Here is a 23,845-nt window from a genome sequence, read left to right as displayed (position 1 = left end):
AGGGGCGAATTGCATTCGCCCTCTTTAAATGAGATGCACCTGATAACTGATCACTGATAACTGATTTTCCTATGTCCCCTCTCAATTCTCACCGCACAGAAATAACTACCGTTGCCGATCCTATTTATCTAGAAATCTTTAAAAATCTCTATCAATTTATTGCCGAACAGATGGGGATTACTCTCCAAAATACGGCAGCAAGTGTCAATATTAAAGAACGCCTAGACTTCTCCTGTGCTATCTTTGATGAGGTGGGAAATTTAATCGCTAATGCTCCTCATATTCCCGTCCATTTAGGCTCTATGGCCGATAGTGTTAAAAGCTTAATTCAGGATAAGGGGGAGACGATTCGTCCGGGGAATGTTTATCTGGCTAATAATCCTTATAATGGCGGTACTCACCTGCCGGATGTCACAGTAATTAGTCCTATTTTTGACCGCCAAAATCAGGAAATATTATTTTATCTTGCCTCCCGGGGACATCAAGCTGATATCGGTGGCATTACCCCCGGTTCTATGCCTCCCCATTCTGTCCATATTAGCGAAGAAGGAATTTTATTCGATAATTTTTTGTTGGTAGCGGCGGGACAGTTTCGGGAGCAAGAATTAATTAATCACTTAACTAATAGTCCTTTTCCAGCACGCAATATCGCCCAAAATATTGCCGATTTTCAAGCACAAATAGCCGCTAATGCCAAGGGGGAAAGAGAATTACATAATATGGTTGATCGCTACGGATTAGCTATGGTTAAAGCCTATCAACACTTTGTTCAAGATAATGCCGAATTGGCGGTGAGAAAAGCTATATCTGTCTTGAAAGATGGCGAATTTACCTATTATCTAGATAACGGTGCTGTCATCAAGGTCAGAATTAGCATAGATATTGATAATTGTCAAGCAACCATTGATTTTACTGGCACATCTGACCAGTTAAATAATAACTTTAATGCACCCCTAGCAGTGACAAGAGCGGCGGTTTTATACGTTTTTCGTACCCTTGTGGAGGAGGCAATTCCTTTAAATGCTGGCTGTTTCAAACCCCTCCATTTAATTATCCCATCTGGCTGTTTTCTTAATCCCGTTTATCCAGCGGCGGTAGTAGCAGGAAATGTAGAAACTTCTCAAGCAATAGTTAATACTTTATACGGCGCTTTAGGCATTCAAGCAGCCAGTCAAGGGACGATGAATAATTTCACTTTTGGCAATCAAGAATATCAATATTATGAGACTATTTGTGGCGGTTCTGGTGCGGGAGCAAATTTTGCGGGAACTGCTGCCGTACAAACCCAGATGACTAATTCCCGTCTCACCGATCCGGAAGTATTAGAAATGCGCTATCCTGTGTTAGTAGAAAGTTTTAGCATTCGCCCCGATAGTGGCGGTAAGGGACAATATTCTGGAGGTGATGGTGTGATTAGAAGAATTAAATTTCAAGAGTCCATGACTGCTAATATTTTATCGGGTAATCGCCAGATTCCCCCCTTTGGACTAGCGGGAGGAAAAGCTGGTAAAATAGGACGTAATGCCGTGGAAAGAAACGATGGAACTATCGAAGAATTGCCTGGCACTGCTACTGTAGAAATGAACCCTGGTGATATTTTTATCATTGAAACCCCCGGCGGTGGTGGCTATGGAAATCGCTGAACGATAACTTTAATTTTAATTAAGTACCTAAGCAAAATTAAGTAAGTGGTTATAATTAAATTAAAGATGGATCCCCCCTTAATCCCCCCTTAATAAGGGGGGTGTCTGACGATTTACTGATTAATTTATGACAATTATCTTAGCGATCGAAACCAGTTGCGATGAAACGGCTGTGGCTATTGTTAACAATAACCTAGTGTTGAGTAGTGTGGTTTTTTCTCAAATTGATCTTCATCGTCTCTATGGCGGTGTTGTGCCAGAAATGGCCTCCCGACAACACCTAGAAACCATTAATTTTTGTCTAGAAAAAGCTTGGCAAGAAACGGGTTTAACTTGGTCAGAAATTGATGGAATAGCCGCCACAGTTGCTCCCGGTTTAGTAGGTGCTTTAATGGTGGGAATGACGGCAGCCAAAACCCTCGCTATTGTCCACGATAAACCCTTTATCGGCATTCATCATCTCGAAGGTCATATCTATGCTTCCTATCTCGCTGAATCTGATCTTAAACCCCCTTTTTTATCTCTTTTAGTCTCTGGGGGTCATACCAGTTTAATCCATGTGCAGGCCTGCGGTAAATATCAACAATTAGGAACCACTAGAGATGATGCAGCCGGAGAAGCTTTTGATAAAGTGGCACGATTATTAAACTTAAGTTATCCCGGTGGTCCGATAATTGATCGCATGGCTAAAGATGGTAATCCCCAAGCTTTTCCCTTACCGGAAGGTAAAATATCTTTACCAACCGGCGGTTTTCATGCCTACGATTCCAGTTTTAGCGGTTTAAAAACTGCCGTTTTGCGCTTAGTAGAGAAATTCGAGCCAGATAATTTACCCGTAGCTGACATAGCCGCTAGTTTTCAAGATACGGTAGCCAGAAGTTTAACCCGTCGGACAATCAATTGTGCCTTAGATTATGGCTTAAAAACTATCGCGATCGGGGGAGGAGTAGCTGCTAATAGTGCCTTAAGAAATCATCTGGAAACTGCCGCCAAAAATCATGATTTAACCGTCTATTTTCCGCCGCTTAAACTCTGTACAGATAACGCCGCTATGATTGCTCGCGCTGCTGTTGATCATTATGATCTTGGTCATTTTTCTGACCTTTCTATCGGTGTTCGTTCCCGTTTACCTTTAAGCGAAGTTATGCAATTATATAATACGTCAGATTTTTAGCTATCAGCCGTCAGTATTCAGAATTGAGGAGATTGCTTTTCTCTATTCTCCCCATCTCCCCACCCCACTTCATAATTCATAATTGATAATTTATAATGTTTGGCTTTTTAAATCTCAATAAACCCCCCGATTGGACTTCTCATGATTGTGTGGCCAAAGTCCGAAAAATTCTTAAGACAAAACGAGTCGGCCATGGCGGAACTTTAGATCCTATGGCCACGGGAGTTTTACCGATCGCCGTCGGATATGCCACCCGATTACTGCCCTATTTACCCGAAAATAAGGCTTATCGGGCAAAAATCCAGTTAGGACTCAGCACCGATACCGATGATATTACGGGAAACGCGATCGCCACTTGTCCCTGTGCCGATTTAACTTTAGAGGCAGTTAAGCCCCATTTAGCGGAATTTATCGGCAATATTGCCCAGATTCCGCCGATGTATAGTGCTATTCACAAGGATGGTCGCCGTCTCTACGAATTGGCCCGCAAAGGGGAAATAATCGCAGTGGAGCCTCGTCAGGTCAAAATTGACCAAATTACGGTTTTAGGCTGGTTAGAGGGGGAATTTCCGCAAATAGAGCTAGATATTCACTGTGGATCGGGGACTTATATTCGTTCTTTGGCCAGAGATTTGGGCAAGGTGTTAGCTGTGGGTGGCACTTTAGCCGGTTTAACTCGCACGGAAAGCTGTGGTTTTCAATTAGCTGATAGTATTAATCTCGAAGCTTTAATGGCTAATTCCGAGGGTTTAATTTCGCCTCGCATTGCCTTGGCACATCTAGACTGGATTTCTTTGACATCAGAGAGAGTTATCGATTGGTTTCACGGCAGAAAAATTAATCTCACCGATACAAATGTTATAATCGGTTCTTTGGTTGCTGTGGAGTCTTTAGAGGCTCAATTTCTCGGCATTGGTGAGATAGTTGTCGCAGAAGATGAATACTATCTACAGCCTAAAATAGTTATTCAGCAATAGGGTTAATAATAAACACTTTTTCTATATCTTAAGTATGCTTATCTGGACAAACTAAGCTTTTTGATCAACAGTATAAACCCACTGATTATGATTTTTTTTTGCCACGATTTTTTTAGAAGCGACCAAAGATTTTAGACAGAGATTGAGCATAGAAACGGGACGATTTAAGCGTTGGCTCAATTCTTGAACTGTGATTCCTTGGGGATAAAATTGCATAAGTTCAAGAATTTGTGCGCTAGTATTTAATCCTTTTGTGGGACTAATAATCTTGATAGCCAAGGCTAGTAATCGGGAGAAACGACAGGCCATTAGACCCTTGTTTGTCGCTGCTTTGTTCCGATCAATCTAGCCTTTTTTTCGAGAAGTTATTAGGGTTTAAAATGCTAATAAAACCTTGACGGAAATAGATATTAATTTGTTCCCATAATCTCTTGAATAGCAGATAAAAGGCGATCAATTTCCCCATCAGTGCCGATGGAAACCCGCACATAATTCTGAATGCGAGGATGTTTAAAGTATCGCACTAATATCTGACGCTCTTTCAGTTGATTATATAACTCACTGGCACTAATGTGGGGGGGAGAAGCGAGGATAAAATTAGCTTCCGAGTCAAAGACAATAAATCCCAACTCGCGCAAAGAAGTAATTAAACGGCTGCGGGTTTGACGGACTTTTTGCCAAACTTGCTCAAAATAATTATGGTGTTTTAAGGCTGCTGTGGCTAAAGTTTGAGCGATGCGATCTAAATTATAGGAATCACGCACCTTATCCATCTGTTCGATAATTGCCCTCGAAGCAAAACCGAAACCGACTCTTAACCCCGCTAAACTATAACTTTTCGACATGGTACGACTAATGATGACATTATCGTAACGGGAGAGAAAATCGAGATGATTGTCATCACTAAAATCCACATAAGCTTCATCAATTAATACCACTCCCGACGCATTAGCACAGGTTGCTTCTAAATAGTCGCGCTCAAGATGTTTACCGAGGGGAGGATTAGGAGAAGCGAGAAAAATTAATTTCGCTTCCGGACAAATAATCGGTCCGGCTAATTCAAATTGATCATTAGTGGGAAATTCGATAATATTGGCCCCGTGTACCCGGGCAATTGTCTCGTAAAGGGAATAGGTTAAATCCAAAAAAGCAACGCTTTCGCCGGGGTTAACAAAGGTACGCAGGGCGATATTAAGGATATCATCAGAGCCATTACCTGCGATTATCTGATCGGCTGCTATGCCGTATAATTCCGCCGCCGTTTGCCGTAACTCTTTGGAGATAGGATCGGGATAGAGTCGGACTTTCTCTAACTGCTCTTGCAGGTGGGCAAAAATTTCCGCCGGTGGGGGATAGGGGTTCTCATTGGTGTTAAGTTTGGTAAATCCCGCAGTTTGGGGCTGTTCTCCCGGAGTGTAAGCGGGGGTTTGACGAACACAATCGCGTGTAGGTAGCATGAACTCTCTAGGGCGGCAATTTCTAGCAAGCTTTTTATTATAGCTGATTATCAGGGGTTGAATAGATGTCAACCCCTACTGGCAAAACTAATTAGGGTTCTACCCAACGGCCATCGGCTTTAATTAAATTAATCAACTCGCTGACTCCTTCGCTTTCGGGGACCCGTTTAATTTCCTCGCGACCGCGATAAAGGGCAATATAACCGGCCTGTTTCCCCACATAACCATAGTCTGCGTCGGCCATTTCTCCCGGTCCATTGACAATACAACCCATAACCGCGATATCGAGTCCGGTGAGGTGTTGAGTCGCTGCCCGCACTTGCTGCAGAACATCTTCTAAATTAAAAAGAGTGCGACCACAGGAAGGACAGGCGACGTATTCGACCATGGTTTTCCGCAGTCCCAGGGCCTGGAGAATGCTGTAACAGACGGGAATTTCCTTTTCGGGAGCTTCCGTCAGAGAAACGCGAATCGTATCACCAATACCGTCCGCTAAGAGAGTGGCAATCCCGGCAGTGGATTTAATTCGTCCGTATTCCCCATCTCCTGCTTCAGTAACCCCCAAATGTAGGGGATAATCCATACCTAACTCGTCCATGCGCTTAACCATGAGACGATAGGTGGCTACCATCACCGGCACCCTGGAAGCTTTCAGGGAAATGACCAGATTGCGAAAATCGAGGGATTCGCAGATGCGGATAAATTCTAAAGCCGACTGTACCATTCCTTCGGGGGTGTCACCGTAGGTAAAGAGCATTCTTTCGGCCAGAGAACCATGGTTAACGCCGATTCGCATCGCTTTACCTTGATCTCGCAGGGAAACTACTAAAGGTTTCAGGGTTTCGGCTATTTTTTCGCCAATTTCATCAAATTCTGCTTGACTGTACTCGCTGCGGTCGGCTTTCGGTTTCTCGAAAACGTACAAACCGGGGTTAATCCGCACTTTATCGACGTGCTTGGCCACTTCTAGGGCGATTTTCATGCCGTTGTGATGTACATCGGCTACTAACGGCACGGGTTGATAGGTGGTCAGCAGTTTTTCCCTAATTTTAGCTAAAGCGGTGGCGTGAACCAGACTCGGCACGGTGACGCGGACAATTTCACAACCGACTTCATGGAGGCGACGGATACCGGCCACGGAACCATCTATATCAAGGGTATCCTCGTTAATCATCGACTGCACGACCACGGGATGACCACCACCGATGATAACGCTACCTACCCGGACGGGACGGGTTTTGCGTCGGTGAATCGTGGTGTCGAATTCGGAGGCAGTTGCAGGGGGGTTGAACGTCGATTCCAAGGTTTGCATAGGACTATCACCAACAATCACTCTCCCTATTCTCTCAAAGAACAGGAACAGATTCTAGCCACTCTAATAAAATTGGGTTAAAACGGTCAGGACATTCATCCTGTAAACAATGACCGGCCCGGTCAAATTCTACATATTTAATCCTAGGATTAAGGGAGACAAAACCCGGAGCTAACTGGACGGGAACCATGCGATCTTGTTTGCCCCAACACAATAAAATCGGGATTTCTAAGCGTGGTAAAATTAACTTTGCTGGTGGACAATATTCGGGATGATTGACAGCTTGTGCTAGGGAAATAAAGGCCTCCGCTGCCCCCTCATCTAGGGTTGGGGCGGCGATAATTTGTACTAATTCGTCGCTGACTGCTTTCTTGTCTTCGTAGGCGATTTTTGTCCATTTTTTCAAGACTTGCGGACGACGCAGATAGTAAAATATCGGTTTTAATAGCCAAGGACAAGTGAAAAAGTTTTCGATGGGAGTGACGATATTTAATAACCAATCGGCAATCATTTCCCGCCGACGGCTGACATCGGGTAAACTGAGCATAACTAATCCGGCTACCATTTCTGGGTATTTACTCGCTAGGGCCATACTAACTAAAGAACCGATCGAATTTCCCACTAATACCACCGGTCTATTTATAAAAGTTTGCCAGAAATCGTGTATCTGTTCCACCCAGAGATTAACGGTATAGGGAACCTGCACTTTACGCGAACCACCGAAACCTAATAAATCTACCGCGTAAACTCGATGATTTTGGCTGAGAATAGGAATATTATGGCGCCAATGTTCGATCGCCGCTCCAAATCCATGCAGTAAAATTAAAGGGGGTTTATCGGCATCTTGGGGGTTTTTTGCCGGCATAAAACTATAACGAATTTGCCAACCGCGCCACACCCAATCCCGTTGATAACCGATGCGTTCTGTCCAAGCTGGTGAAGTTGTCACTTAAGTCAAACAATTAAGAGGTTTTCAGGAAATATTACTCTAGTTTTATCATACTGGTTTCCCCGTCCCTAACCCGCGGCTGAATAAAATTTTTGTACTACTTTTTCCAAATATATTTAAACCTAGGGTTGATCTAGCCTATGCTAAGAAGAGGGGGATTAAAATCGCTCCTAGACTTTAATTGCAAATTTAGGATACTGCACAGATGGGCAATCTATTTGATGATGTTAGTCGCTTTCTTGAAACCCAACTGGAAGAATTTCTCAAAAGTCATCCCCAATTAGAATTACAGGCGCTGGTGGAACAACTGCGCGAACAGGAGCGCGATACGGCTAAACTGATTAGCGCCCTAGAAAATGAGCGTCAACGTCTCGAACAGCAAATTTTGGCCACTGCCCAAGATATCCAAACTTGGCACGCTAGAATTGATAAGGCTAAGGCCGCTGGACGGCAGGACTTGGTTAAGGCTGCCAGTGAACGCGAGGCGGCCCTCTTCCGTGAGGGTAATCAACTTTGGGGACGGATGGAAGGGGTGAAAAAACGTCTGACTCAATCCCAAGAGTTACTGCAACAAGTCCAACAACGTCGTCAAGAAGTGCAAATTAAAGCCGAAAAAGCCCCTAAAAATCAGTCGCGTGACTGGGAAACCACTTTTTGGGATCAACCCCAAGAATCCGACTATCAGCGCTCGAACTACGATCATCTCGATCTAAAATTTAAAGAATGGGAAATGGAAGAAGAATTGAAAAAATTAAAGCGAGAAATGGGACGATAATTACTGTTAAGTATCTAAGCACAATTAATTACACATCTAAGCCACTACTCCGTCAGACTTCTGCTGTGAGTAAACAGTGAACTGAAAACTCAAATCCGATCCCTAATAGCTGTATCCCGTCTCCTGTCTCCTGTCTCGACTAGGAAATTAATTTTGCACGACTACTTAATTCATGATCCCTTTTTACCTTTGACTTCCTGCCAAGTGTTACCGACTCCCTGTAAAACCCCACGAATTACTAAACCAATACCCCTACCGATAACTTGGATAAGGATATAGACTGCTCCATTACCCACCACCCGAAAAAAAGCGCGTAAACGAGGGGATAAAGAGTCTCTTAATTCTAAGGCGATCGAAACTAACCAGGGTATGCCTGTTAAACTGTTTAATTCTTCCTGTCGGGGGGAATAAATGGCTAAAGATTTGATTTGTCCCTCGCTATAGTGAAATAATTGATATTGACTTTCAAAGATATCTTTTGGTCCTTGCCAGTATTGTTGCCGTCGGTATTTCCAAGATAATTCATTGCGGATTTTAGCTAATTTTCTGGCGATGAGAAATTCCGACCGGTAAAGTTTTTGTTTGATTCTTTCCGATTCCGAGAAGTTATTAAGAATAATTACCATCACTGCATTGGCAAGATTATGAATGAGATTTTGCAGGAGAATTTCGGCTCTGGCGATGGTTTCAGGAGCATTAGCTCGGTATTCTACTCCGTCAATAGTTAAACTATTTTCGTACACTAAATAGGAAAATAAGTCAAGAGTAAAAGGAATTTTATTGAGGATTTCTGTTTGAATTGCCTCTCTTTCTTCTAGAATAATTTCGTTAAGTCTGCCTTTACTAATTTCGTCATAAACCGAGGCATTAATTTCTAAAAATTTACGGGTCACTTTCTCCCATATATCGTAAATAATCAGATTTAAGCGACCAGTTAATTCTCCGCGGCTAATCTGTAAATATCTCATTTCATCGACATTTTTACGAATTTCATCGAGAACTAAATACAATAATTCCCGTTGCCGATTATCCTGTAAAACATCAATTTCAAAACTGATCTTTGTTCTATTGATTAAAGGAAAGCGAATAACTGCTAAAGTGGACTCAAAAACCGCCGAAACACAGAGGGGACGCTCGCGGCTTAAAATTGGTAATTCTCGATCGATATTGTTAATTATTACTGGGGGTGTGACTGCAGCTGAATTGTAATAGCTACCTTCCAGGGGAATTAGTTTTCTGACTAGCCATATTGCTGCTAAAAGTTCTCGTTTTCTCCCCTGCCAATAAAAGCGATCAAAGCCGGATAAAGACTGTTGATTAAGATGGAGATCAATTAAATGTAATTCACTTTCGATGCGATTTAATCCCGTTTTGCCAGCACTGATTAACCAATGGCTAGGAGCTAAACTTGCACGGGTAGCAATGGTGAGAGGAGAAGGGACAACATCGTGGGATTCATCCCGGGAAATCTGACCTAAAATAGTGATAAATTGCTCTAGGTTTGTGCCTTTGGGAATATAACCAGCGATGCCTAATTCTCTGGCGATTAGTTGCTGTCGGGAGTCGAGAGGAAAGGTTAATAGAACAATTTTACTTTCGGGATAGCGAGAGTGGAGAATTTCACAGTAAGACCAATCAAAGAGAGGATCAATAATAATAATTTCGGGGGCCGGATTAAGAGTCAAGGCGAAAATCGTTTCTAAATCCCCTTCGGTGACGATACTAATATTTTCTATCTGCGACAAGGCCTGCACCAGACCCAAGCGGAAAATCGGGTCATTATCGATGATAATTAGGGTGAGAGGGCGATCGATCACAAGAGTTGCAGCCTGTCAACGGATACTATTCACAGGGTCAATTATACAGTTATCTGGCTCATTTGTTTTGTTTATAGCCATAGAAATCGATGCGATAATCGGTAATTTTTACCCCCGTCGATGCCTCGATCTGTTTAATTAATTCTGGGGGAAGTTCGATATGCACATCGATGATTTCTTGACTGTCCAGACAATTGACGTGACTGTGGGAATCGCTGATGTTACCGTAGAGTCTGCCGTCCCAGCGTTCCACAGATTCGATAATGCCTTGACCCGATAGGGCCTCTAGGTTTTGGTACACTGAGGTATGACCGATGTTCTTTCCTTGCAGATTGAGACGATCATAAATTTCTCGCGCTGATAGGTGTTCCTGCGCTTGCCACAGCAATTCTAAAATATAGCGACGCTGACGACTAACCCGCATTCCTAAAGTTTGACACCTTTCGATCGCATCTTCTAAACACCGGATCGGTTTTTGTTTTACCTCCAAATTGTCCATAGTTGTATCCGTTGACCTCCGCCCTAATACATAGTCATTACCAGTTTAGCTTAGTCTTTCGATCGATGTCCACATTGCGCCAGTTTTCAGCCCATCTCAGAGCAGTTATCTCAATGGTGAGATAAAAAATTTTCGTTGTAGGGAGACAAGAGCGCCAGAGTAGGAAGGAAAAGTCTGAGCATTTGTACCAAAAATCTCAACTTACACAATTCTGGCTTTAAGTCAATAGCCTTTACAAAAATTCAAAAATTGCAACATAAAAAAATTTCATCACTGGCGGCTTTTTTTGGGCAAGAGAATCGATACAGTCCCCTAATTGTCTTGGTTTTCCGTTGATTTGAGATTTAATGCTTAAACTAAGCCCACAGCATACCACGATCATACCATATTATTAAATGTAGGCAACCCAGATTTACAGCCAAATTTTGGCAAATTCTGGGAAAATTAAAATCTTGTAACTTACTTGTTACATTGAACTAATCGCCCCAAATATTTAAATATTTTAATTATTTACCTTAACTTTATAATTTTTACTTATTTTTAAAGGCTGATTAACTAGGGTTGGGCAAAAAAGCTTGTAAGCTCTATTTAAAGTCAGTCGAATCGCTTAGTATTGGGAGACAGTTGTGCCTTGTATAAGCTATTAAGTATTTAAATTGATTGTTGAGATCAGGCACTCTGGCAACAGTAAAGGGATAAGCGGTTAAAATACATCTTAGCTTAAGGACTAGAGAATATTATGAGACTAGAAAGAGAAGATTTTGATTGGGCGGTACAAGAAAACCTAATTACTGCCAGCCAAGCTGAAAATTTATGGACGGCTTTTTTGTCCCGTTATCCCCAGGAAGATGAAGTTAATCGCCCTCGCTTTAATTTCGCTAATGTGGCCTATTATTTTGGGGCATTAATTGTTATCTCCGCCCTGGGGTGGTTGATGAACAAAGCTTGGGAGAGTTTCGGCGGTGCAGGACTATTTTTTATCGCCCTGTTTTATGCAGTTTGTTTTATTTTTGCGGGGAAAAATCTCTATTTTCAGCAAAATCTCAAAATACCAGGCGGCCTTTTATTTACCATGGCAGTGGCAATGACTCCCTTAGCAATCTACGGTTTACAACGCTGGACAGGATACTGGCAAGCTGGAAATATGGCCATTTATCCAGATTTCTATACCTGGACTAAAGGCAGTTGGTTTTTAATGGAATTAGGCACGATTATCGCAGGATTAATAACTTTGCGATTTGTTAAATTTCCTTTTTTAACTGCACCGATCGCTTTTAGTCTGTGGTATATGTCAATGGACTTAACCCCTTTACTATTTGGCGAGGACGAATATACATGGAGACTGCGACTGTGGGTATCCTTTTGGTTGGGAATTGCCTGTTTAATAACTGCCTATTTAATTGATGTACGTCAGCGTCGCAGTCGTGGAGATTTTGCTTTTTGGCTATACCTATTCGGATTGATTATGTTTTGGTTTAGTCTATCTCTCCTCATCGATGATAATGAAGCACAACGATTTTTGTACTGTCTAATTAACTTGGGATTGATGGTATTATCCGTCCTGCTAAAAAGAAGATTATTTGTGGTTTTTGGAGGTATCGGAGTATTTGCCTATCTTTCCTATCTCTCCTATCGTATCTTTGCCGATTCAATTTTCTTTCCCTTTGCCCTAACCGTCCTTGGACTTGGTATTATCTATATGGGAGTTTTGTATCAGCGTCATTACCCCACCCTAGCTAGATTTATTGAAAGTTATATCCCTCTCGAATGGCGCAATTTATTACCCAAAGATAGATAATTAGGAGAAATGGTTTTTCAGTGATCAGTAAACAGTAATCAGTAAACAGTGAACTGAGAACTCATATATGATCACTGATCACTGATAACTCACATCTGATAACTGATCACTGATAACTCATAATCTTCCTTCTATGCGAATACTTATCGTTGACGATGAAAACGAATTAACCGAACCCTTAGAACAAATTCTTGATCGAGAAGGCTATGACGTTGATATTGCTGATAATGGTCGGACGGGGTTAGAATTGGCACAAGAGAATAATTATGACCTCTTAATTCTCGATTGGATGTTACCCCAGCAATCCGGATTACAAATCTGTCAATATTTACGGGATCAGGGGGACACCACTCCCGTTTTATTTCTAACCGCTAAGGATACCATAGACGATCGAGTGGCGGGATTAGATGCCGGCGCTGATGATTATTTAGTCAAACCCTTTCAACTGCGAGAATTATTAGCGAGAGTCCGCGCTTTATTGCGTCGTTCTCCCAATTTTGAAGCTAGTAATAGCAGTAAATTAAAATGTGCTGATTTAGAACTCGATAGCGAAAATCAAGTGGCCTATCGTCACGGTCGCACGATCAGTTTATCAGCAAAAGAAATACAATTATTAACTTTATTTATGACCTATCCGGGGCAACTTCTCACCCATGAACAAATTTATCAGCATCTCTGGTCAGAAGGAGAGCAACCTAATAGTAATGTGGTTCCTGCCCTGATGCGCTTGCTGCGTCGTAAAATCGAAGCGGACGGAGAAACACCTCTCATTAATACTGTCTATGGGAAAGGCTACCGTTTCGGGGAAAATTAGGGAATGCTGAAGGATAATAAGAATAGCAACTGATTACCGATTACTGATTACTGATATATGTTATCCTGCCTACAAATTGAAAATTTTACCCTCATCGATCGCTTAGAATTAACTTTCGGTAGCGGATTAAATGTACTGACCGGTGAGACGGGGGCAGGAAAATCGATTATATTAGATGCGATCGATATTGTTCTCGGTGGCAAAGTCAATCATCGCGTCATCCGTCAGGGAAGCCAACAATCAACCCTAGAAGCGACTTTTTCTCTAACTCCAGAATTAATTGCTTGGCTAGAAAGTCAGGAAATTGACCCATTAGAAGATAATAGTCTGACCATCAGCCGGGAATTAGTGATTACTAATAATTCCTTGCGTTCTCGTTCTCGGATTAACGGAGTCGTCGCTAATCGCCAACAAATGGCGCAAATAAGAGATTTTTTGGTTGAAATCACCGCTCAAGGTCAAACAGTTCAGTTAATGGACGCTAATCGACAGAGGGAATTATTAGATCTCTACGGGGGTGAATCCCTGCTGCAGCAGCGGGAAAAGGTAGCCACAGCCTACGCTAACTGGCAAGAAAGCAAGAATATTTTCAATAATAGATTGCAATCGGAACAAAATCGCCTACAGAGATTAGATTTATTAGAATATCAACTAAAAGAACTAGAATCAGCTAATTTAACTGACGCTAACGAGTTGGAACAGTTAGAACAGGAAAGAAACCGACTCTCCCACGGTGTCGATTTACAAAATTCCAGCTATCAAGTCTATCAACTACTCTACCAAAATGATCGCGATCAACCCGCCGTCGCTGATTTGTTAGGAAAAGCTGAAAATATCTTGACAAATATGATGGTTTATGATAGCAGTTTAGAGCCAATTTTAGAGATGGTGCGATCGGCATTAAATCAGGTGGTGGAAGCGGGACAGGAAATCAACGTTTATGGGGATAGTCTAGAGGCAGATCCGGAGAGATTGAACGAGATAGAAGAGAGAATTGTCCAACTTAAGCGCATTTGTCGCAAATATGGCCCAAGTTTAGCCGAAGCGATCGATTATTATCAGAAATTACAGCAGGAATTAGCGGAGTTGACGGGAGAAGGACAATCGATTGAGGAATTAGAAAAAATTTGTCAGCAACAGGAAAACATCTATCGAGAAACTAGCACCCAGTTGACCTTTTTGCGACAACAAACCGCTAGTCAACTAGAAAAACAATTGGTACAGGAATTAAAACCTTTAGCCATGGAAAAGGTGATTTTTGTCTGTCGGATTGCTCCGGGTAATCCTAGCAGTCTGGGAGTCGATCAAGTGGGATTTTATTTTAGTCCCAATCCAGGGGAAAAAATCCAACCTTTATCCAGTACCGCTTCCGGAGGAGAAATGAGTCGTTTTCTCCTAGCGTTAAAGTCCTGTTTTTCCCAATCCCAATCGGCAGCGACAACCCTAATTTTTGACGAAATTGATGCGGGAGTATCGGGAAAAGTTGCCCAGGCAATTGCCGATAAATTAGATCAATTAGGTCAACAATATCAAGTTTTATGCGTTACTCATCAACCCTTAGTGGCTGCTTTAGCTGATCACCATTTTCGCGTTTATAAACAAATGATTGCCGAAGATGATTCCACTAATCTCTCGGAAATTCGCACGGTTGTCCGGGTTACTTCTCTCGATAATCGTCAGACGAGAAGGGAAGAATTGGCACAATTAACGGGAGGAAATTCGGCAGCGGCTGCCATCGCTTTTGCCGAGTCTTTATTGGAGAAAGCGGCTGCCAAAAAACAGCAGGATTTAACCTTGAAATTGACTGATTAACCAACGTCCTACCTGACTTTGATCTCTGGTGCGTGCCTGTTGTAAAGCTGACTCTAAAACCGCAAGTCTTAAATTAGGTAAAACCTTTGATATATCAATTCTTTTACTACCTCGATCGATTATTTTAAAAGCGAATATTTGGGGATAATCGACGTTAACACTCCAGTATTCACTAACTCCTAATTCTTCATAGAGTAAGCGTTTATTACCTAAGTCATCATTAAGGGTAGATTTTGAGATTTCAATGACTAAATCTGGTGGGGGATACTGATTCAAATCAATAATCGAAGTACCGTAGGGAATCAGATTAGCTTTGTCGGCAAAATAATAAGATATATCCGGTTGAACTTCTCGATAACCAGACTTGCGAAAACTGCAATTATCTTTGGCATTAAAGGCCAGATTTTTTAGGGTAGCATAGAGACTAACAGCGAAGATCAAAATAGCATGATCGCTGGCATGATCGTTACCAATAGGAGTCATTTCTAATCGATAATAGCCATTGTAATAATAACTTTTTCCTTGATTGTCTGGGAAGTTTTTAATTGCTTCTAAGTATTCTTCCCAACTAGCTTTAATCCATAAATCTGTCGAGATAGTAGTTTCTAGCTGTTGCATAATATTAGCCTCGATTTTATGGAGTTAACCTTGAAATTGACTGATTAACCAACGTCCCACCTGACTTTGATCTCTGGTGCGTGCCTGTTGTAAAGCTGACTCTAAAACCGCAAGTCTTAAATTAGGTAAAACCTTTGATATATCAATTCTTTTGCTACCTCGATCGATTATTTCAAAAGCAAATATTTGAGGGTCATCTACCTTAACACTCCAGTATTCACTAACCCCTAATTCTTCGTAGAGTAAGCGTTTATTACCTAAGTCATCATTGAGGGTAGATTTTGAGATTTCAATGACTAAATCTGGTGGAGGATACTGATTTAAATCAATAATCGAAGTCCCATTTGGTATCAGATTCGCTTTCTCTCCTAGATAGTAAGATATATCTGGCTGCACTTCTCTAATTCCTCTTTTGCGATAGGAACAAGTAGGGAGTCCTTGAAAAGGAATTTCTTTGAGGATAGCGTAGAGACTCACCCCCAAAAAGACAACATGATGATCTCTAGCGTGTTCAAATCCAATAGGAGTCATTTCTAATCGATAATAGCCATTGTAATAATAACTTTTTCCTTGATTCTCTGGGAAGTTTTTAATTGCTTCTAAGTATTCTTCCCAACTACCTTTAATCCATGAGTCAGTTATCCCCCTAGTTTCTAGCTGTTGCATAGTTATCCTGTCTCGCTTTGAACTTTTTCTCTAATTATAGCAATTATTGATCAAATCAGAACTAGGGAACTGAGCAAGTATAATGATAGAATAGATTAATTGAGAAAAAATTAGCCCAATTATGACCACAACTTATGATTACATAATTATCGGTGGTGGTATCACCGGTTCCGTTTTAAGCTACGAACTAGCTAACCTAGGCAGTCGAGTCCTTTTATTAGAAAAAGAAACCCATCCCCTCAATGCCACTTTCTACAGTTACGGGGGTTTAGCCTATTGGTCGGCCACCACAGAAATCCAGAGAAAATTATATCAAGAAGGTCGAGAAATTCAGCGCAATTTATCCCAGGAACTGGGCATAGATAACGAATACCGGGACATAGAGTTAATTCTCACCGTTAACCCCGAAGATGATCCGGTCACTGTGGCCAAAAAATTTGCTATCTTTGCTATTACTCCCGAAATTCTCGATCCGCAAGCAGCGATCGCTTTAGAACCCCTATTAAATCCCGCAGCTATCTCCGGAGTTTTACGACTGCCCCACGGTCACATCAACGCCGAAAAAACTAATCTTGCCTATCAACAAGCTTTTCTGCGTCTGGGAGGCACGATTATTCGGGAAGCTGTCATCGAATTAATTGAAACTGCATCGAGAATTACCGGCGTAAAAACTCCTAAAAATAATTATCATGCCGGGGAAACTATCGTCTGTGCCGGGGGATTAACCCGGTCTTTACTGCAAAAATCCGGTATTGCTGCTCCCGTCTATTTTACCCATGCCCAGGTGATCAAAATTCCCCCCACTGAGATCAAATTAAACACCCTAGTTATGCCTGCAATTCCTGCCAGATTGCTATTAGAGCAAAAAATCACCCAACTAGAAAAGCAGGGCATTTGGCAGAGAGAAACCCCAGAAATAATTGCCAGTGTTTTAGAAACGGGAGCGGTACAATTCCGGGATCAAAGCCTTTATCTAGGGCAAATTAGCGCCATTATCACCGATCCAGAGGCGATTTTAAACCCTCTGGCCGGGGAAAAAGCAATATGGGCCGCCGTGGGGACATTGCTGCCCTCTTTAGCCGCTCTCCCCGGCAGCTGTCATCATTGTCTAGTGGCTTTTGCTCCCTCGGGACGGCCTCTAGTGGGAGCGATCGCCGATAAAGTGGGATTGCAGGTATTTTCTGGCTTTACCAGTACACTTGTATCGGCTCCGCCCCTGGCCCGACGTTTTGCGCGTCATCTGCTGGGGGAAAATGACGAAATAATTACGAGAGAAATTAACTGATGGTTGCAATTAACCCTAATCGACTTTTTCCAACTGCCAAAGAATTTGGTTTCCCTCCCGTCTGACCCGGGAGATTACCCAATTTCGCCACGGCCAATGGTCGCCTCGACTGGTAACGGCGCCAGGATTAATATCCATTAAATCGGCCACTTCGGCGCTGGTAATCAAATAACCGCGATTGGCCACTTCATCGGCAATGCGTAGGGTTTCGATCAGATGTCTTAGCTGGTCAACTCTTTCTCCCCGGGGTAATTGGATTTCATCGCCAGCGCTATTAGGTGGTTCATTCATGGTGATGGTCTGGTCAAAGTTGATTAACAATAAAAATTGTCGGTTAAGGCAAACAATCAAGCTTCCCCTATCGTTATTCTATCGATTCCTTCGATAATAGTCCCCATCAAAACAGTCCTATCTCCTCGAATCTTACCGTCACATCTTTGCTAAAACCCTAAAAACCCCTTGACAAAAAACACAAAATATAGTAGGGAAATCAGGGAAAGTGGTTAGCGGTTACTGATAACTGATCACTGATAACTGATCACTGAAAATAACTGCTATAAAATTGGACTAGCCTTTTTCCCCAGAAAAAATTTCCCCATCCATGACCTTAATCCTCTACAACACCCTCAGTCGTCGCGAAGAACCCTTTACCCCCCTCATCCCCGGCATTGTCTCCATGTATTGCTGCGGCATTACCGTCTATGATTATTGCCATTTGGGTCATGCGCGTACCTGTGTGGTTTGGGATGTGGTGCGGCGTTATTTGGAGTATCTCGGCTATAAAGTGCGCTATATTCAGAATTTCACCGATATTGACGATAAAATTCTCAATCGAGCTAAAAATGAACATACCACTATGGCAGCCGTAGCCGAGAAATTTATCCAGGCCTACTTTGAGGATATGGCAAAATTAGGAGTCAGACCGGCGGACGCTTATCCCCGGGCCACTCATACCCTCGACGGTATCAAGCGCCTAGTCTATGAATTAGAACAAAAAGGCTATGCTTACCCCAGCGATGGCGATGTTTACTATTCCGTCCGTCGTTTTTCTGATTATGGCAAACTATCAGGGCGAAAACTGGATGATTTGCAAGCCGGGGCTAGCGGCCGGGTAGAAACCGACGACCCGGAAGCAATTAAAAAACAAGACCCCTTCGATTTTGCCCTCTGGAAGGGGGCAAAACCGGGGGAACCTAGTTGGGATTCTCCCTGGGGTCACGGTCGTCCAGGGTGGCATATTGAATGTTCGGCCATGGTCCAAGAGCAATTGGGAGAAACTATCGATATTCATGTGGGGGGAAGTGATCTGATTTTTCCCCACCACGAAAACGAAATTGCCCAAAGTGAAGCGGCTACGGGTAAACCTCTGGCCCACTATTGGTTACATAATGGCATGGTCAAGGTGGCAGGGGAAAAAATGTCAAAATCCCTCGGTAATTTCATCACTATTCGCGAGTTATTGGCAAAATATGACCCCTTAGCCGTGAGATTATTAATTTTAGGCGCCCAATACCGCAAACCGATCGATTTTTCCGATGAGGGATTGCAGGCGGCCACTAATGGCTGGCATACTTTGCAAGAGGGTTTATCCTTTGGTTATAAGCATCTTCCGCCCGATAATCCCGCAATTACTGACCAAGAGCTAGAAAATCGCTTTCAAGAGGCGGTAAATCACGATTTTAACTTTGCCGGTGGTTTAGCGGTGTTATTTGAAATCGCTAAGGAATTACGCAAGGAGGGTAATAATTTAACCCATGCGGGTAAGACGGACAGCAATCTCGCCCAATTAGCGGTAAAATGGCATACTTTGGTTAAATTGTCTAGGGTTTTGGGCTTAGAAATGGCCGCCGACCAGGGAGAAACCCCTGTTTCTGAGGGAATTAGTGCAGCGGAGATCGAAAATCTGATCCAACAACGTACAGAGGCGAAAAAAGCGAAAAATTACGCCGAAAGCGATCGCATTCGTGCAGAATTAAAAGCCCAAGGCATTACTTTAATCGACCAACCCGGGGGAGTGACTAAATGGTTAAGAGAGGGAGACTAGAAATTCTTTAACCACTTCCTCCACCCTGCGATCGCGTCCATCCACCTGATAGTTTAATTTCTGCATAGTGCCGGAGGTAATTTTGCCGGTGAGTTTGGCTAAAACCTGTCGCAATTGGGGATGTTTTTGCAGACTATCCCGGTTAAAAATCGGTACCGCTTCGTAGGGAGGAAAATAGTGTTGATCATCTTCTAGGATGACTAAATCTAGCACGGGAATTAAGCCATCGGTGGAATTTCCCGCCACTAAATCCACCTGTTTTTCGGCTAAAGCGCGGTACATTAACCCTAAATCCATCACTTTCGGGGGTCGGGCAAAAGTTAGACCGTAGGTCTTTGCTAATCCCTTGTAACCGTCTTCCCTTTCCAAAAATTCATAACCAAAACCCGCTTGCCAATAGGGGGTATATTTGGCCGCTTGCGAGAGAGTTTTAAGATTGTATTGACTGGCGGTTTCTCCCCGGATAACAATGGCGAAAGTATTCTCAAATCCTAGACTGGGAAACACTTCTAGATTAAATTTTTCTGGATAAATCTTTTGCAGCTTTTCAAAGACTAATCGGGCATCGTTCAGGGGTTTTTCCCGCAAAATTCCTGTGAAAGCTGTGCCAGAATACTCCACATAACCATCGATTTTACCCGCTTTCACCGCTTCATGACAGATCAGAGTACCACCGAGATTAAATTGACGATCAACCCGTAAATTCGTCTCTTTTTCGATCTCCTGTGCCAAAATTTCCCCTAAAATCACCTGTTCGGTAAAATTTTTGGAACCGATCACCACTGTGCCGGGGGATGAATGGAAAATTTGAGTCAAGAGGAAAGATAGCAAGGCCAACCCAATTAAACCTAAGCCCCATTGCCATTTAGAGGGCTTTTTCGGACGTGGCGAAGGGGAAAAGGTCTTTTCTAGCCGACCGAGACTCCAATCGGCAACAAGGGCTAAAAAAGCGGCGGGAATTGCCCCCGCCAAAATTAACTGATTGTTGACCGTGGCAATACCGCGAAAAATAAACACTCCCAAACCACCGCCACCAATGGCGGCTGCGATCGTAGCTACACCGATAGCAATCACCGTCGCAATTCTCACTCCTGCCAAAATTGTCGCCCCTGCCAAGGGTAATTCGATATAGCGCAGGATTTGACCGTCGGTCATGCCTAGGGATAACCCGGCTAATTTTAATTCGGGATCAACTTTTTTGATGCCCAGATAGGTATTTAAAACAATTGGCAGTAAAGTATAGAGAGTTAGGGCAACAATAGCGGGAATTTTGCCGATTCCTCCCAAAAAAGGCACGGAAATTAAAAAGCCAAATAGGGCTAAACTGGGGATAGTCTGTAGGGTGTTAACGATCGCTATAATCGGTTGAGCGAGAATAGCTTGACGACTAATTAAAATACCTAGAGGAATCCCGATTAAGCTACCCATAGCCATGGCTATTCCCGTCAAGAAAAGATGCTCTCCTGTGCGAAAAGCGATTTCCCCCCCATAATCTAGCCAAAAACTATCCATAAACTTCTCTTAAAGCTGCTGCTTCATCCTATTGTATAGAATAAATAGTATCTATTAGTTCCAGTCTTGATTTAAAGATTCTATCACCATCTTGACATTATTTCCTCCCTAAAGACCAATGACTAACAAATTTAATACTCGGGCTAAAACTGTTGCCGATTGGGCTTATATCGGTATTGATAAACATTTTCATAAAGTTCTTAGACACGAAGCTGGGGTTTTACTCGATCAGGACACGGAAGAATTACATCAAATTCGTGTGGGAATGCGCCGTCTTCGCAGTACCTTAACTGGTTTTGCTCCCGCTTTAACCATGCCGAAATATGCCGATCAAAAACGGGTGGGTAATCTGGGCAGAATTTTAGGAGAATTGCGGGATTTAGATGTGTTAAAAGAGGCTTTTATCGGCCATTATCAGCCAATTTTACCCCCGCAAGAACAGGAGTTACTAAAGAAAGTTTTACAAGTTCTCGAACAACAAAGAAAAAAGGCATTTGCTAAGGTAGAAAAGCTGTTAAAGTCCGACAAATTTCTCAATTTTAAGGCAGATTTTGCCAGTTGGTTGGATAATCCCACCTATCAACCGATGGGAAAATTAGATATTGCCACGGTTTTACCAGACTTATTATTACCGCAAGCGAGCCGCTTTTTACTCCATGAAGGTTGGTTAGTTGGGGTAAATTTAGAGGAAGATCAAAAAGTAAGAGAGTTTTCTAGTCAAGAAATTGATGACTTATTGGAAAAGGAAGGATTATTACTGCACGATCTCCGTAAAGAAGCCAAGCGTTCTCGCTATAATATGGAGTTATTTACTCAGTTTTATGGCGACAATTATCGAGAGTATCTAGAGGATATTAAAAACCTTCAAGGTATTCTCGGAGAAATACAGGATTGTTGTGTTCTCTCGGATTTTCTTAGCCAAATTTTCCCCAATTGTCTCGCCAAGGAAATGCCCACCTTACTCGAAATTTTCCAAAATATCCGTCACCAAAAATGGCAAGAATGGCAACCCTTACAAAAGAAATTCCTTGACGCTGACACCAGAAAAAGTCTGCACCAGACAATTTTACAGCCTATTTTTCGGCAAAATAGTGTAGAATTAGAGACTAATCCAGAATCCTGAGATTAGGAACCGATGAATTTTTTTCAAAAGTTAAACCACGCCATTAGTCAAAACCAGACTCTACTTGTCCTCGGTTTAGATGCTAACCCCGAAATGATGCCCTCCACCCCGGGAGAATTAATCGTTAATTTAGAACAGTGGCTCAAGTTTATTATCGATGAAACTGCCCCTTTTGTCTGTGCCTACAAACCAACTTTAGGCTTTTATCAAGCTTTGGGAGCGGCAGGGTTAGAATTATTACAGCGAATTTTAACGGCAATTCCCCCTCATATCCCGGTAATTTTTGATGCTAAACACGGTGATATTAATACTAGCAGTGTTTTAGCTGAGACTATCTTTAAAACTTGGCAGGTGGACGCGGTTACTCTCAATCCCTACTCCGGACAGGATCACGTTGCTCCTTTTTTAGTTTACCCCGAGCATGGTGCTTTTATCCTCTGTCATACTTCCAATCAAGGTGCGATTAATCTGCAAGAATTCCCCAGTCGCGACAATCCTTTTTATCTGCAAGTCGTCAAAGAAGCTTGCACTTGGGGAACTCCCGAACAAGTATTTTTAGAAGTGGGAACCACTCAACCGGAGATTTTGAAAAAGATTCGCAATTTTGCCCCCGAAAGATTGATTTTATTACGCAGTATTTGGGAAGACAAAAGTAAATTCTCCGAGTTAATTACTGTGGGTTTAAATAGTCATGGCGAGGGTTTATTAATTCCTGTACCCCAAGACTTTTTATCTCAACCCGATTTGGGTTCAAAAGTCAAGGATTTACGCGAGGAAGTCAACAAAATTCAACAAAATCACCAGCAAGAATCGAGCCAAGATGATACTTGGACTGCTAATGTTTGTCTTTTAAAACAACATCCTCATCAGGATTTAATTCTACAATTATTTGATATTGGCTGCTTGATGTTTGGCGATTATGTGCAAGCATCGGGAGAAACTTTTTCCTATTATATCGATCTGAGAAAAATTATCTCTAATCCTAATATTTTTCAGCAGGTAATTGAAGCCTATGGAGAAATATTAAAAACCTTGACATTTGACCGCGTTGCTGGTATCCCCTACGGCTCTTTACCTACAGCCACGGGTTTATCTTTATTATTAAATCATCCGATGATTTTCCCCCGCAAAGAAGTAAAAGCTCACGGCACAAGAAGAGTAATTGAAGGTAATTTTCAAGTGGGGGAAACGGTGGTAGTGGTGGACGATATTTTAATTTCTGGCAAAAGTGCGATCGAGGGGGCAGAAAAAATTAAATCGGCGGGATTATTAGTTAATGATATTGTAGTTTTTATCGACCATGGTGGCCCTGTTAAAGATAAACTTCGTAGCCATGGTTATCAACCTTATTCGGTTTTAACCCTAGCAGAAATTACCGATACTCTCTACGAAGCGGGAAGACTGACAGAAGCAGAATATAGCTGTTTTTTAAATCGCTCCCATTGATATTTAGCCATCAGTTATCAGTTATCAGTTACCAGTTATCAGTTACCAGTTATCAGTTTTAAGTAAGGGACTTGCGCTTTGATAATGTACCTTTTGGGCGAACGCAGTTCGCCCCTACATTGTG

The 23,845-nt window shown here is 42.3% G+C and carries 21 protein-coding genes; 11 read left to right on the top strand and 10 right to left on the bottom strand.

Features of this window, described 5'->3' with window-relative positions:
- Window positions 1–71 precede the first annotated feature (71 nt).
- From IQ224_RS01085 to truB, 3 genes are all read left to right on the top strand, one after another.
- Window positions 72–1,643 carry a hydantoinase B/oxoprolinase family protein gene (locus IQ224_RS01085; RefSeq protein ID WP_194032394.1) on the top strand — a complete coding sequence of 524 codons (1,572 nt, stop codon included), beginning with the start codon at window positions 72–74 and terminating at the stop codon, window positions 1,641–1,643.
- A 127-nt stretch (window positions 1,644–1,770) separates the two neighbouring features.
- The gene (tsaD, locus tag IQ224_RS01080; protein ID WP_002741358.1) at window positions 1,771–2,817 is read left to right on the top strand and encodes a tRNA (adenosine(37)-N6)-threonylcarbamoyltransferase complex transferase subunit TsaD; all 1,047 of its coding nucleotides are present in this window, start codon (window positions 1,771–1,773) and stop codon (window positions 2,815–2,817) included.
- A 95-nt stretch (window positions 2,818–2,912) separates the two neighbouring features.
- Window positions 2,913–3,794: a tRNA pseudouridine(55) synthase TruB gene (gene truB, locus IQ224_RS01075; protein ID WP_194032393.1), complete on the top strand. Its 882-nt coding sequence runs from the start codon at window positions 2,913–2,915 to the stop codon at window positions 3,792–3,794.
- A gap of 51 nt (window positions 3,795–3,845) precedes the next feature.
- Here the strand turns inward: truB and IQ224_RS01070 are convergent, their stop codons facing one another.
- The 4 genes from IQ224_RS01070 to IQ224_RS01055 form a co-directional block, all read right to left on the bottom strand.
- Window positions 3,846–4,103 carry a hypothetical protein gene (locus tag IQ224_RS01070; RefSeq protein WP_002741356.1) on the bottom strand — a complete coding sequence of 86 codons (258 nt, stop codon included), beginning with the start codon at window positions 4,101–4,103 and terminating at the stop codon, window positions 3,846–3,848.
- Window positions 4,104–4,204: 101 nt separating this feature from the next.
- Complete coding sequence (hisC, locus tag IQ224_RS01065; protein WP_194032392.1) at window positions 4,205–5,251, bottom strand: histidinol-phosphate transaminase; 1,047 nt, start codon at window positions 5,249–5,251, stop codon at window positions 4,205–4,207.
- A gap of 91 nt (window positions 5,252–5,342) precedes the next feature.
- Window positions 5,343–6,563 (bottom strand): (E)-4-hydroxy-3-methylbut-2-enyl-diphosphate synthase, encoded by a 1,221-nt coding sequence (gene ispG, locus IQ224_RS01060; RefSeq protein WP_002741354.1) that lies wholly within the window; start codon window positions 6,561–6,563, stop codon window positions 5,343–5,345.
- A 34-nt stretch (window positions 6,564–6,597) separates the two neighbouring features.
- Window positions 6,598–7,512 (bottom strand): alpha/beta fold hydrolase, encoded by a 915-nt coding sequence (locus IQ224_RS01055; protein WP_194032391.1) that lies wholly within the window; start codon window positions 7,510–7,512, stop codon window positions 6,598–6,600.
- Window positions 7,513–7,717: 205 nt separating this feature from the next.
- Between IQ224_RS01055 and IQ224_RS01050 the strand changes: the two genes are divergently transcribed.
- Window positions 7,718–8,287, top strand: a complete 570-nt coding sequence (locus IQ224_RS01050; protein WP_002741352.1) for a TIGR04376 family protein — start codon at window positions 7,718–7,720, stop codon at window positions 8,285–8,287.
- 170 nt (window positions 8,288–8,457) lie between these two features.
- Here the strand turns inward: IQ224_RS01050 and IQ224_RS01045 are convergent, their stop codons facing one another.
- Both IQ224_RS01045 and IQ224_RS01040 read right to left on the bottom strand, forming a co-directional pair.
- Window positions 8,458–10,104 carry a DUF3685 domain-containing protein gene (locus IQ224_RS01045; RefSeq protein WP_194032390.1) on the bottom strand — a complete coding sequence of 549 codons (1,647 nt, stop codon included), beginning with the start codon at window positions 10,102–10,104 and terminating at the stop codon, window positions 8,458–8,460.
- A 58-nt stretch (window positions 10,105–10,162) separates the two neighbouring features.
- Window positions 10,163–10,603 carry a Fur family transcriptional regulator gene (locus IQ224_RS01040; RefSeq protein WP_072923437.1) on the bottom strand — a complete coding sequence of 147 codons (441 nt, stop codon included), beginning with the start codon at window positions 10,601–10,603 and terminating at the stop codon, window positions 10,163–10,165.
- A 739-nt stretch (window positions 10,604–11,342) separates the two neighbouring features.
- On the opposite strand from IQ224_RS01040, the gene IQ224_RS01035 reads away from it, so the two are divergent.
- The 3 genes from IQ224_RS01035 (at window position 11,343) to recN (ending at window position 15,027) form a co-directional block, all read left to right on the top strand.
- Window positions 11,343–12,401: a DUF2157 domain-containing protein gene (locus IQ224_RS01035; RefSeq protein WP_194032389.1), complete on the top strand. Its 1,059-nt coding sequence runs from the start codon at window positions 11,343–11,345 to the stop codon at window positions 12,399–12,401.
- Between the two features lie 133 nt (window positions 12,402–12,534).
- Complete coding sequence (gene rppA, locus IQ224_RS01030; protein ID WP_194032388.1) at window positions 12,535–13,215, top strand: two-component system response regulator RppA; 681 nt, start codon at window positions 12,535–12,537, stop codon at window positions 13,213–13,215.
- A gap of 57 nt (window positions 13,216–13,272) precedes the next feature.
- The gene (gene recN / locus IQ224_RS01025) at window positions 13,273–15,027 is read left to right on the top strand and encodes a DNA repair protein RecN (protein ID WP_194032387.1); all 1,755 of its coding nucleotides are present in this window, start codon (window positions 13,273–13,275) and stop codon (window positions 15,025–15,027) included.
- Here recN and IQ224_RS01020 read toward each other — a convergent pair.
- Together IQ224_RS01020 and IQ224_RS01015 are read right to left on the bottom strand one after the other, a co-directional pair.
- Window positions 15,004–15,645 carry a Uma2 family endonuclease gene (locus IQ224_RS01020; protein WP_103112988.1) on the bottom strand — a complete coding sequence of 214 codons (642 nt, stop codon included), beginning with the start codon at window positions 15,643–15,645 and terminating at the stop codon, window positions 15,004–15,006. The two genes, recN and IQ224_RS01020, sit on opposite strands and share 24 nt — an antisense overlap.
- A 24-nt stretch (window positions 15,646–15,669) precedes the next feature.
- On the bottom strand, window positions 15,670–16,311 hold the full coding sequence (locus IQ224_RS01015; protein ID WP_103112987.1) for a Uma2 family endonuclease: 642 nt from the start codon (window positions 16,309–16,311) through the stop codon (window positions 15,670–15,672).
- 121 nt (window positions 16,312–16,432) lie between these two features.
- On the opposite strand from IQ224_RS01015, the gene IQ224_RS01010 reads away from it, so the two are divergent.
- A complete protein-coding gene (locus IQ224_RS01010; protein ID WP_194032386.1) occupies window positions 16,433–17,596 on the top strand; it encodes an FAD-binding oxidoreductase in 1,164 nt (387 codons plus the stop codon).
- 15 nt (window positions 17,597–17,611) lie between these two features.
- Here the strand turns inward: IQ224_RS01010 and IQ224_RS01005 are convergent, their stop codons facing one another.
- Window positions 17,612–17,887, bottom strand: a complete 276-nt coding sequence (locus tag IQ224_RS01005) for a hypothetical protein (protein ID WP_002732855.1) — start codon at window positions 17,885–17,887, stop codon at window positions 17,612–17,614.
- A 310-nt stretch (window positions 17,888–18,197) separates the two neighbouring features.
- Here IQ224_RS01005 and cysS point away from each other — a divergent pair, with 310 nt between their 5' ends.
- Complete coding sequence (gene cysS, locus IQ224_RS01000; RefSeq protein ID WP_194032385.1) at window positions 18,198–19,640, top strand: cysteine--tRNA ligase; 1,443 nt, start codon at window positions 18,198–18,200, stop codon at window positions 19,638–19,640.
- On the opposite strand, the gene IQ224_RS00995 is transcribed toward cysS, so the two are convergent.
- On the bottom strand, window positions 19,623–21,152 hold the full coding sequence (locus IQ224_RS00995) for a glycine betaine ABC transporter substrate-binding protein (RefSeq protein WP_194032384.1): 1,530 nt from the start codon (window positions 21,150–21,152) through the stop codon (window positions 19,623–19,625). The genes cysS and IQ224_RS00995 overlap by 18 nt on opposite strands.
- A gap of 118 nt (window positions 21,153–21,270) precedes the next feature.
- Between IQ224_RS00995 and IQ224_RS00990 the strand changes: the two genes are divergently transcribed.
- Both IQ224_RS00990 and IQ224_RS00985 read left to right on the top strand, forming a co-directional pair.
- Window positions 21,271–22,275 (top strand): CHAD domain-containing protein, encoded by a 1,005-nt coding sequence (locus tag IQ224_RS00990; protein WP_194032383.1) that lies wholly within the window; start codon window positions 21,271–21,273, stop codon window positions 22,273–22,275.
- A gap of 12 nt (window positions 22,276–22,287) precedes the next feature.
- Complete coding sequence (locus IQ224_RS00985; RefSeq protein ID WP_194032382.1) at window positions 22,288–23,721, top strand: bifunctional orotidine-5'-phosphate decarboxylase/orotate phosphoribosyltransferase; 1,434 nt, start codon at window positions 22,288–22,290, stop codon at window positions 23,719–23,721.
- Window positions 23,722–23,845: the final 124 nt, after the last annotated feature.

Source organism: Microcystis sp. LEGE 00066 (assembly GCF_015207925.1).
Classification (GTDB): Bacteria; Cyanobacteriota; Cyanobacteriia; order Cyanobacteriales; family Microcystaceae; genus Microcystis; species Microcystis ichthyoblabe_A.
The sequence above is the reverse complement of the archived record's forward strand: the minus strand, read 5'-3'. Positions and strand labels throughout refer to the sequence as shown.

Bases quoted from the DNA above. Each gene is read 5' to 3' on its own strand.
- IQ224_RS00985 (WP_194032382.1), top strand. From the start codon at position 22,288: ATGAATTTTTTTCAAAAGTTAAACCACGCCATTAGTCAAAACCAGACT.
- IQ224_RS01020 (WP_103112988.1), bottom strand. From the start codon at position 15,645: ATGCAACAGCTAGAAACTACTATCTCGACAGATTTATGGATTAAAGCT.
- hisC (WP_194032392.1), bottom strand. From the start codon at position 5,251: ATGCTACCTACACGCGATTGTGTTCGTCAAACCCCCGCTTACACTCCG.
- IQ224_RS01035 (WP_194032389.1), top strand. From the start codon at position 11,343: ATGAGACTAGAAAGAGAAGATTTTGATTGGGCGGTACAAGAAAACCTA.
- cysS (WP_194032385.1), top strand. From the start codon at position 18,198: ATGACCTTAATCCTCTACAACACCCTCAGTCGTCGCGAAGAACCCTTT.
- recN (WP_194032387.1), top strand. From the start codon at position 13,273: ATGTTATCCTGCCTACAAATTGAAAATTTTACCCTCATCGATCGCTTA.
- ispG (WP_002741354.1), bottom strand. From the start codon at position 6,563: ATGCAAACCTTGGAATCGACGTTCAACCCCCCTGCAACTGCCTCCGAA.
- IQ224_RS01085 (WP_194032394.1), top strand. From the start codon at position 72: ATGTCCCCTCTCAATTCTCACCGCACAGAAATAACTACCGTTGCCGAT.
- truB (WP_194032393.1), top strand. From the start codon at position 2,913: ATGTTTGGCTTTTTAAATCTCAATAAACCCCCCGATTGGACTTCTCAT.
- IQ224_RS01050 (WP_002741352.1), top strand. From the start codon at position 7,718: ATGGGCAATCTATTTGATGATGTTAGTCGCTTTCTTGAAACCCAACTG.
- IQ224_RS01070 (WP_002741356.1), bottom strand. From the start codon at position 4,103: ATGGCCTGTCGTTTCTCCCGATTACTAGCCTTGGCTATCAAGATTATT.
- IQ224_RS00990 (WP_194032383.1), top strand. From the start codon at position 21,271: ATGACTAACAAATTTAATACTCGGGCTAAAACTGTTGCCGATTGGGCT.
- tsaD (WP_002741358.1), top strand. From the start codon at position 1,771: ATGACAATTATCTTAGCGATCGAAACCAGTTGCGATGAAACGGCTGTG.
- IQ224_RS01040 (WP_072923437.1), bottom strand. From the start codon at position 10,603: ATGGACAATTTGGAGGTAAAACAAAAACCGATCCGGTGTTTAGAAGAT.
- IQ224_RS00995 (WP_194032384.1), bottom strand. From the start codon at position 21,152: ATGGATAGTTTTTGGCTAGATTATGGGGGGGAAATCGCTTTTCGCACA.
- IQ224_RS01005 (WP_002732855.1), bottom strand. From the start codon at position 17,887: ATGAATGAACCACCTAATAGCGCTGGCGATGAAATCCAATTACCCCGG.
- IQ224_RS01015 (WP_103112987.1), bottom strand. From the start codon at position 16,311: ATGCAACAGCTAGAAACTAGGGGGATAACTGACTCATGGATTAAAGGT.
- rppA (WP_194032388.1), top strand. From the start codon at position 12,535: ATGCGAATACTTATCGTTGACGATGAAAACGAATTAACCGAACCCTTA.
- IQ224_RS01010 (WP_194032386.1), top strand. From the start codon at position 16,433: ATGACCACAACTTATGATTACATAATTATCGGTGGTGGTATCACCGGT.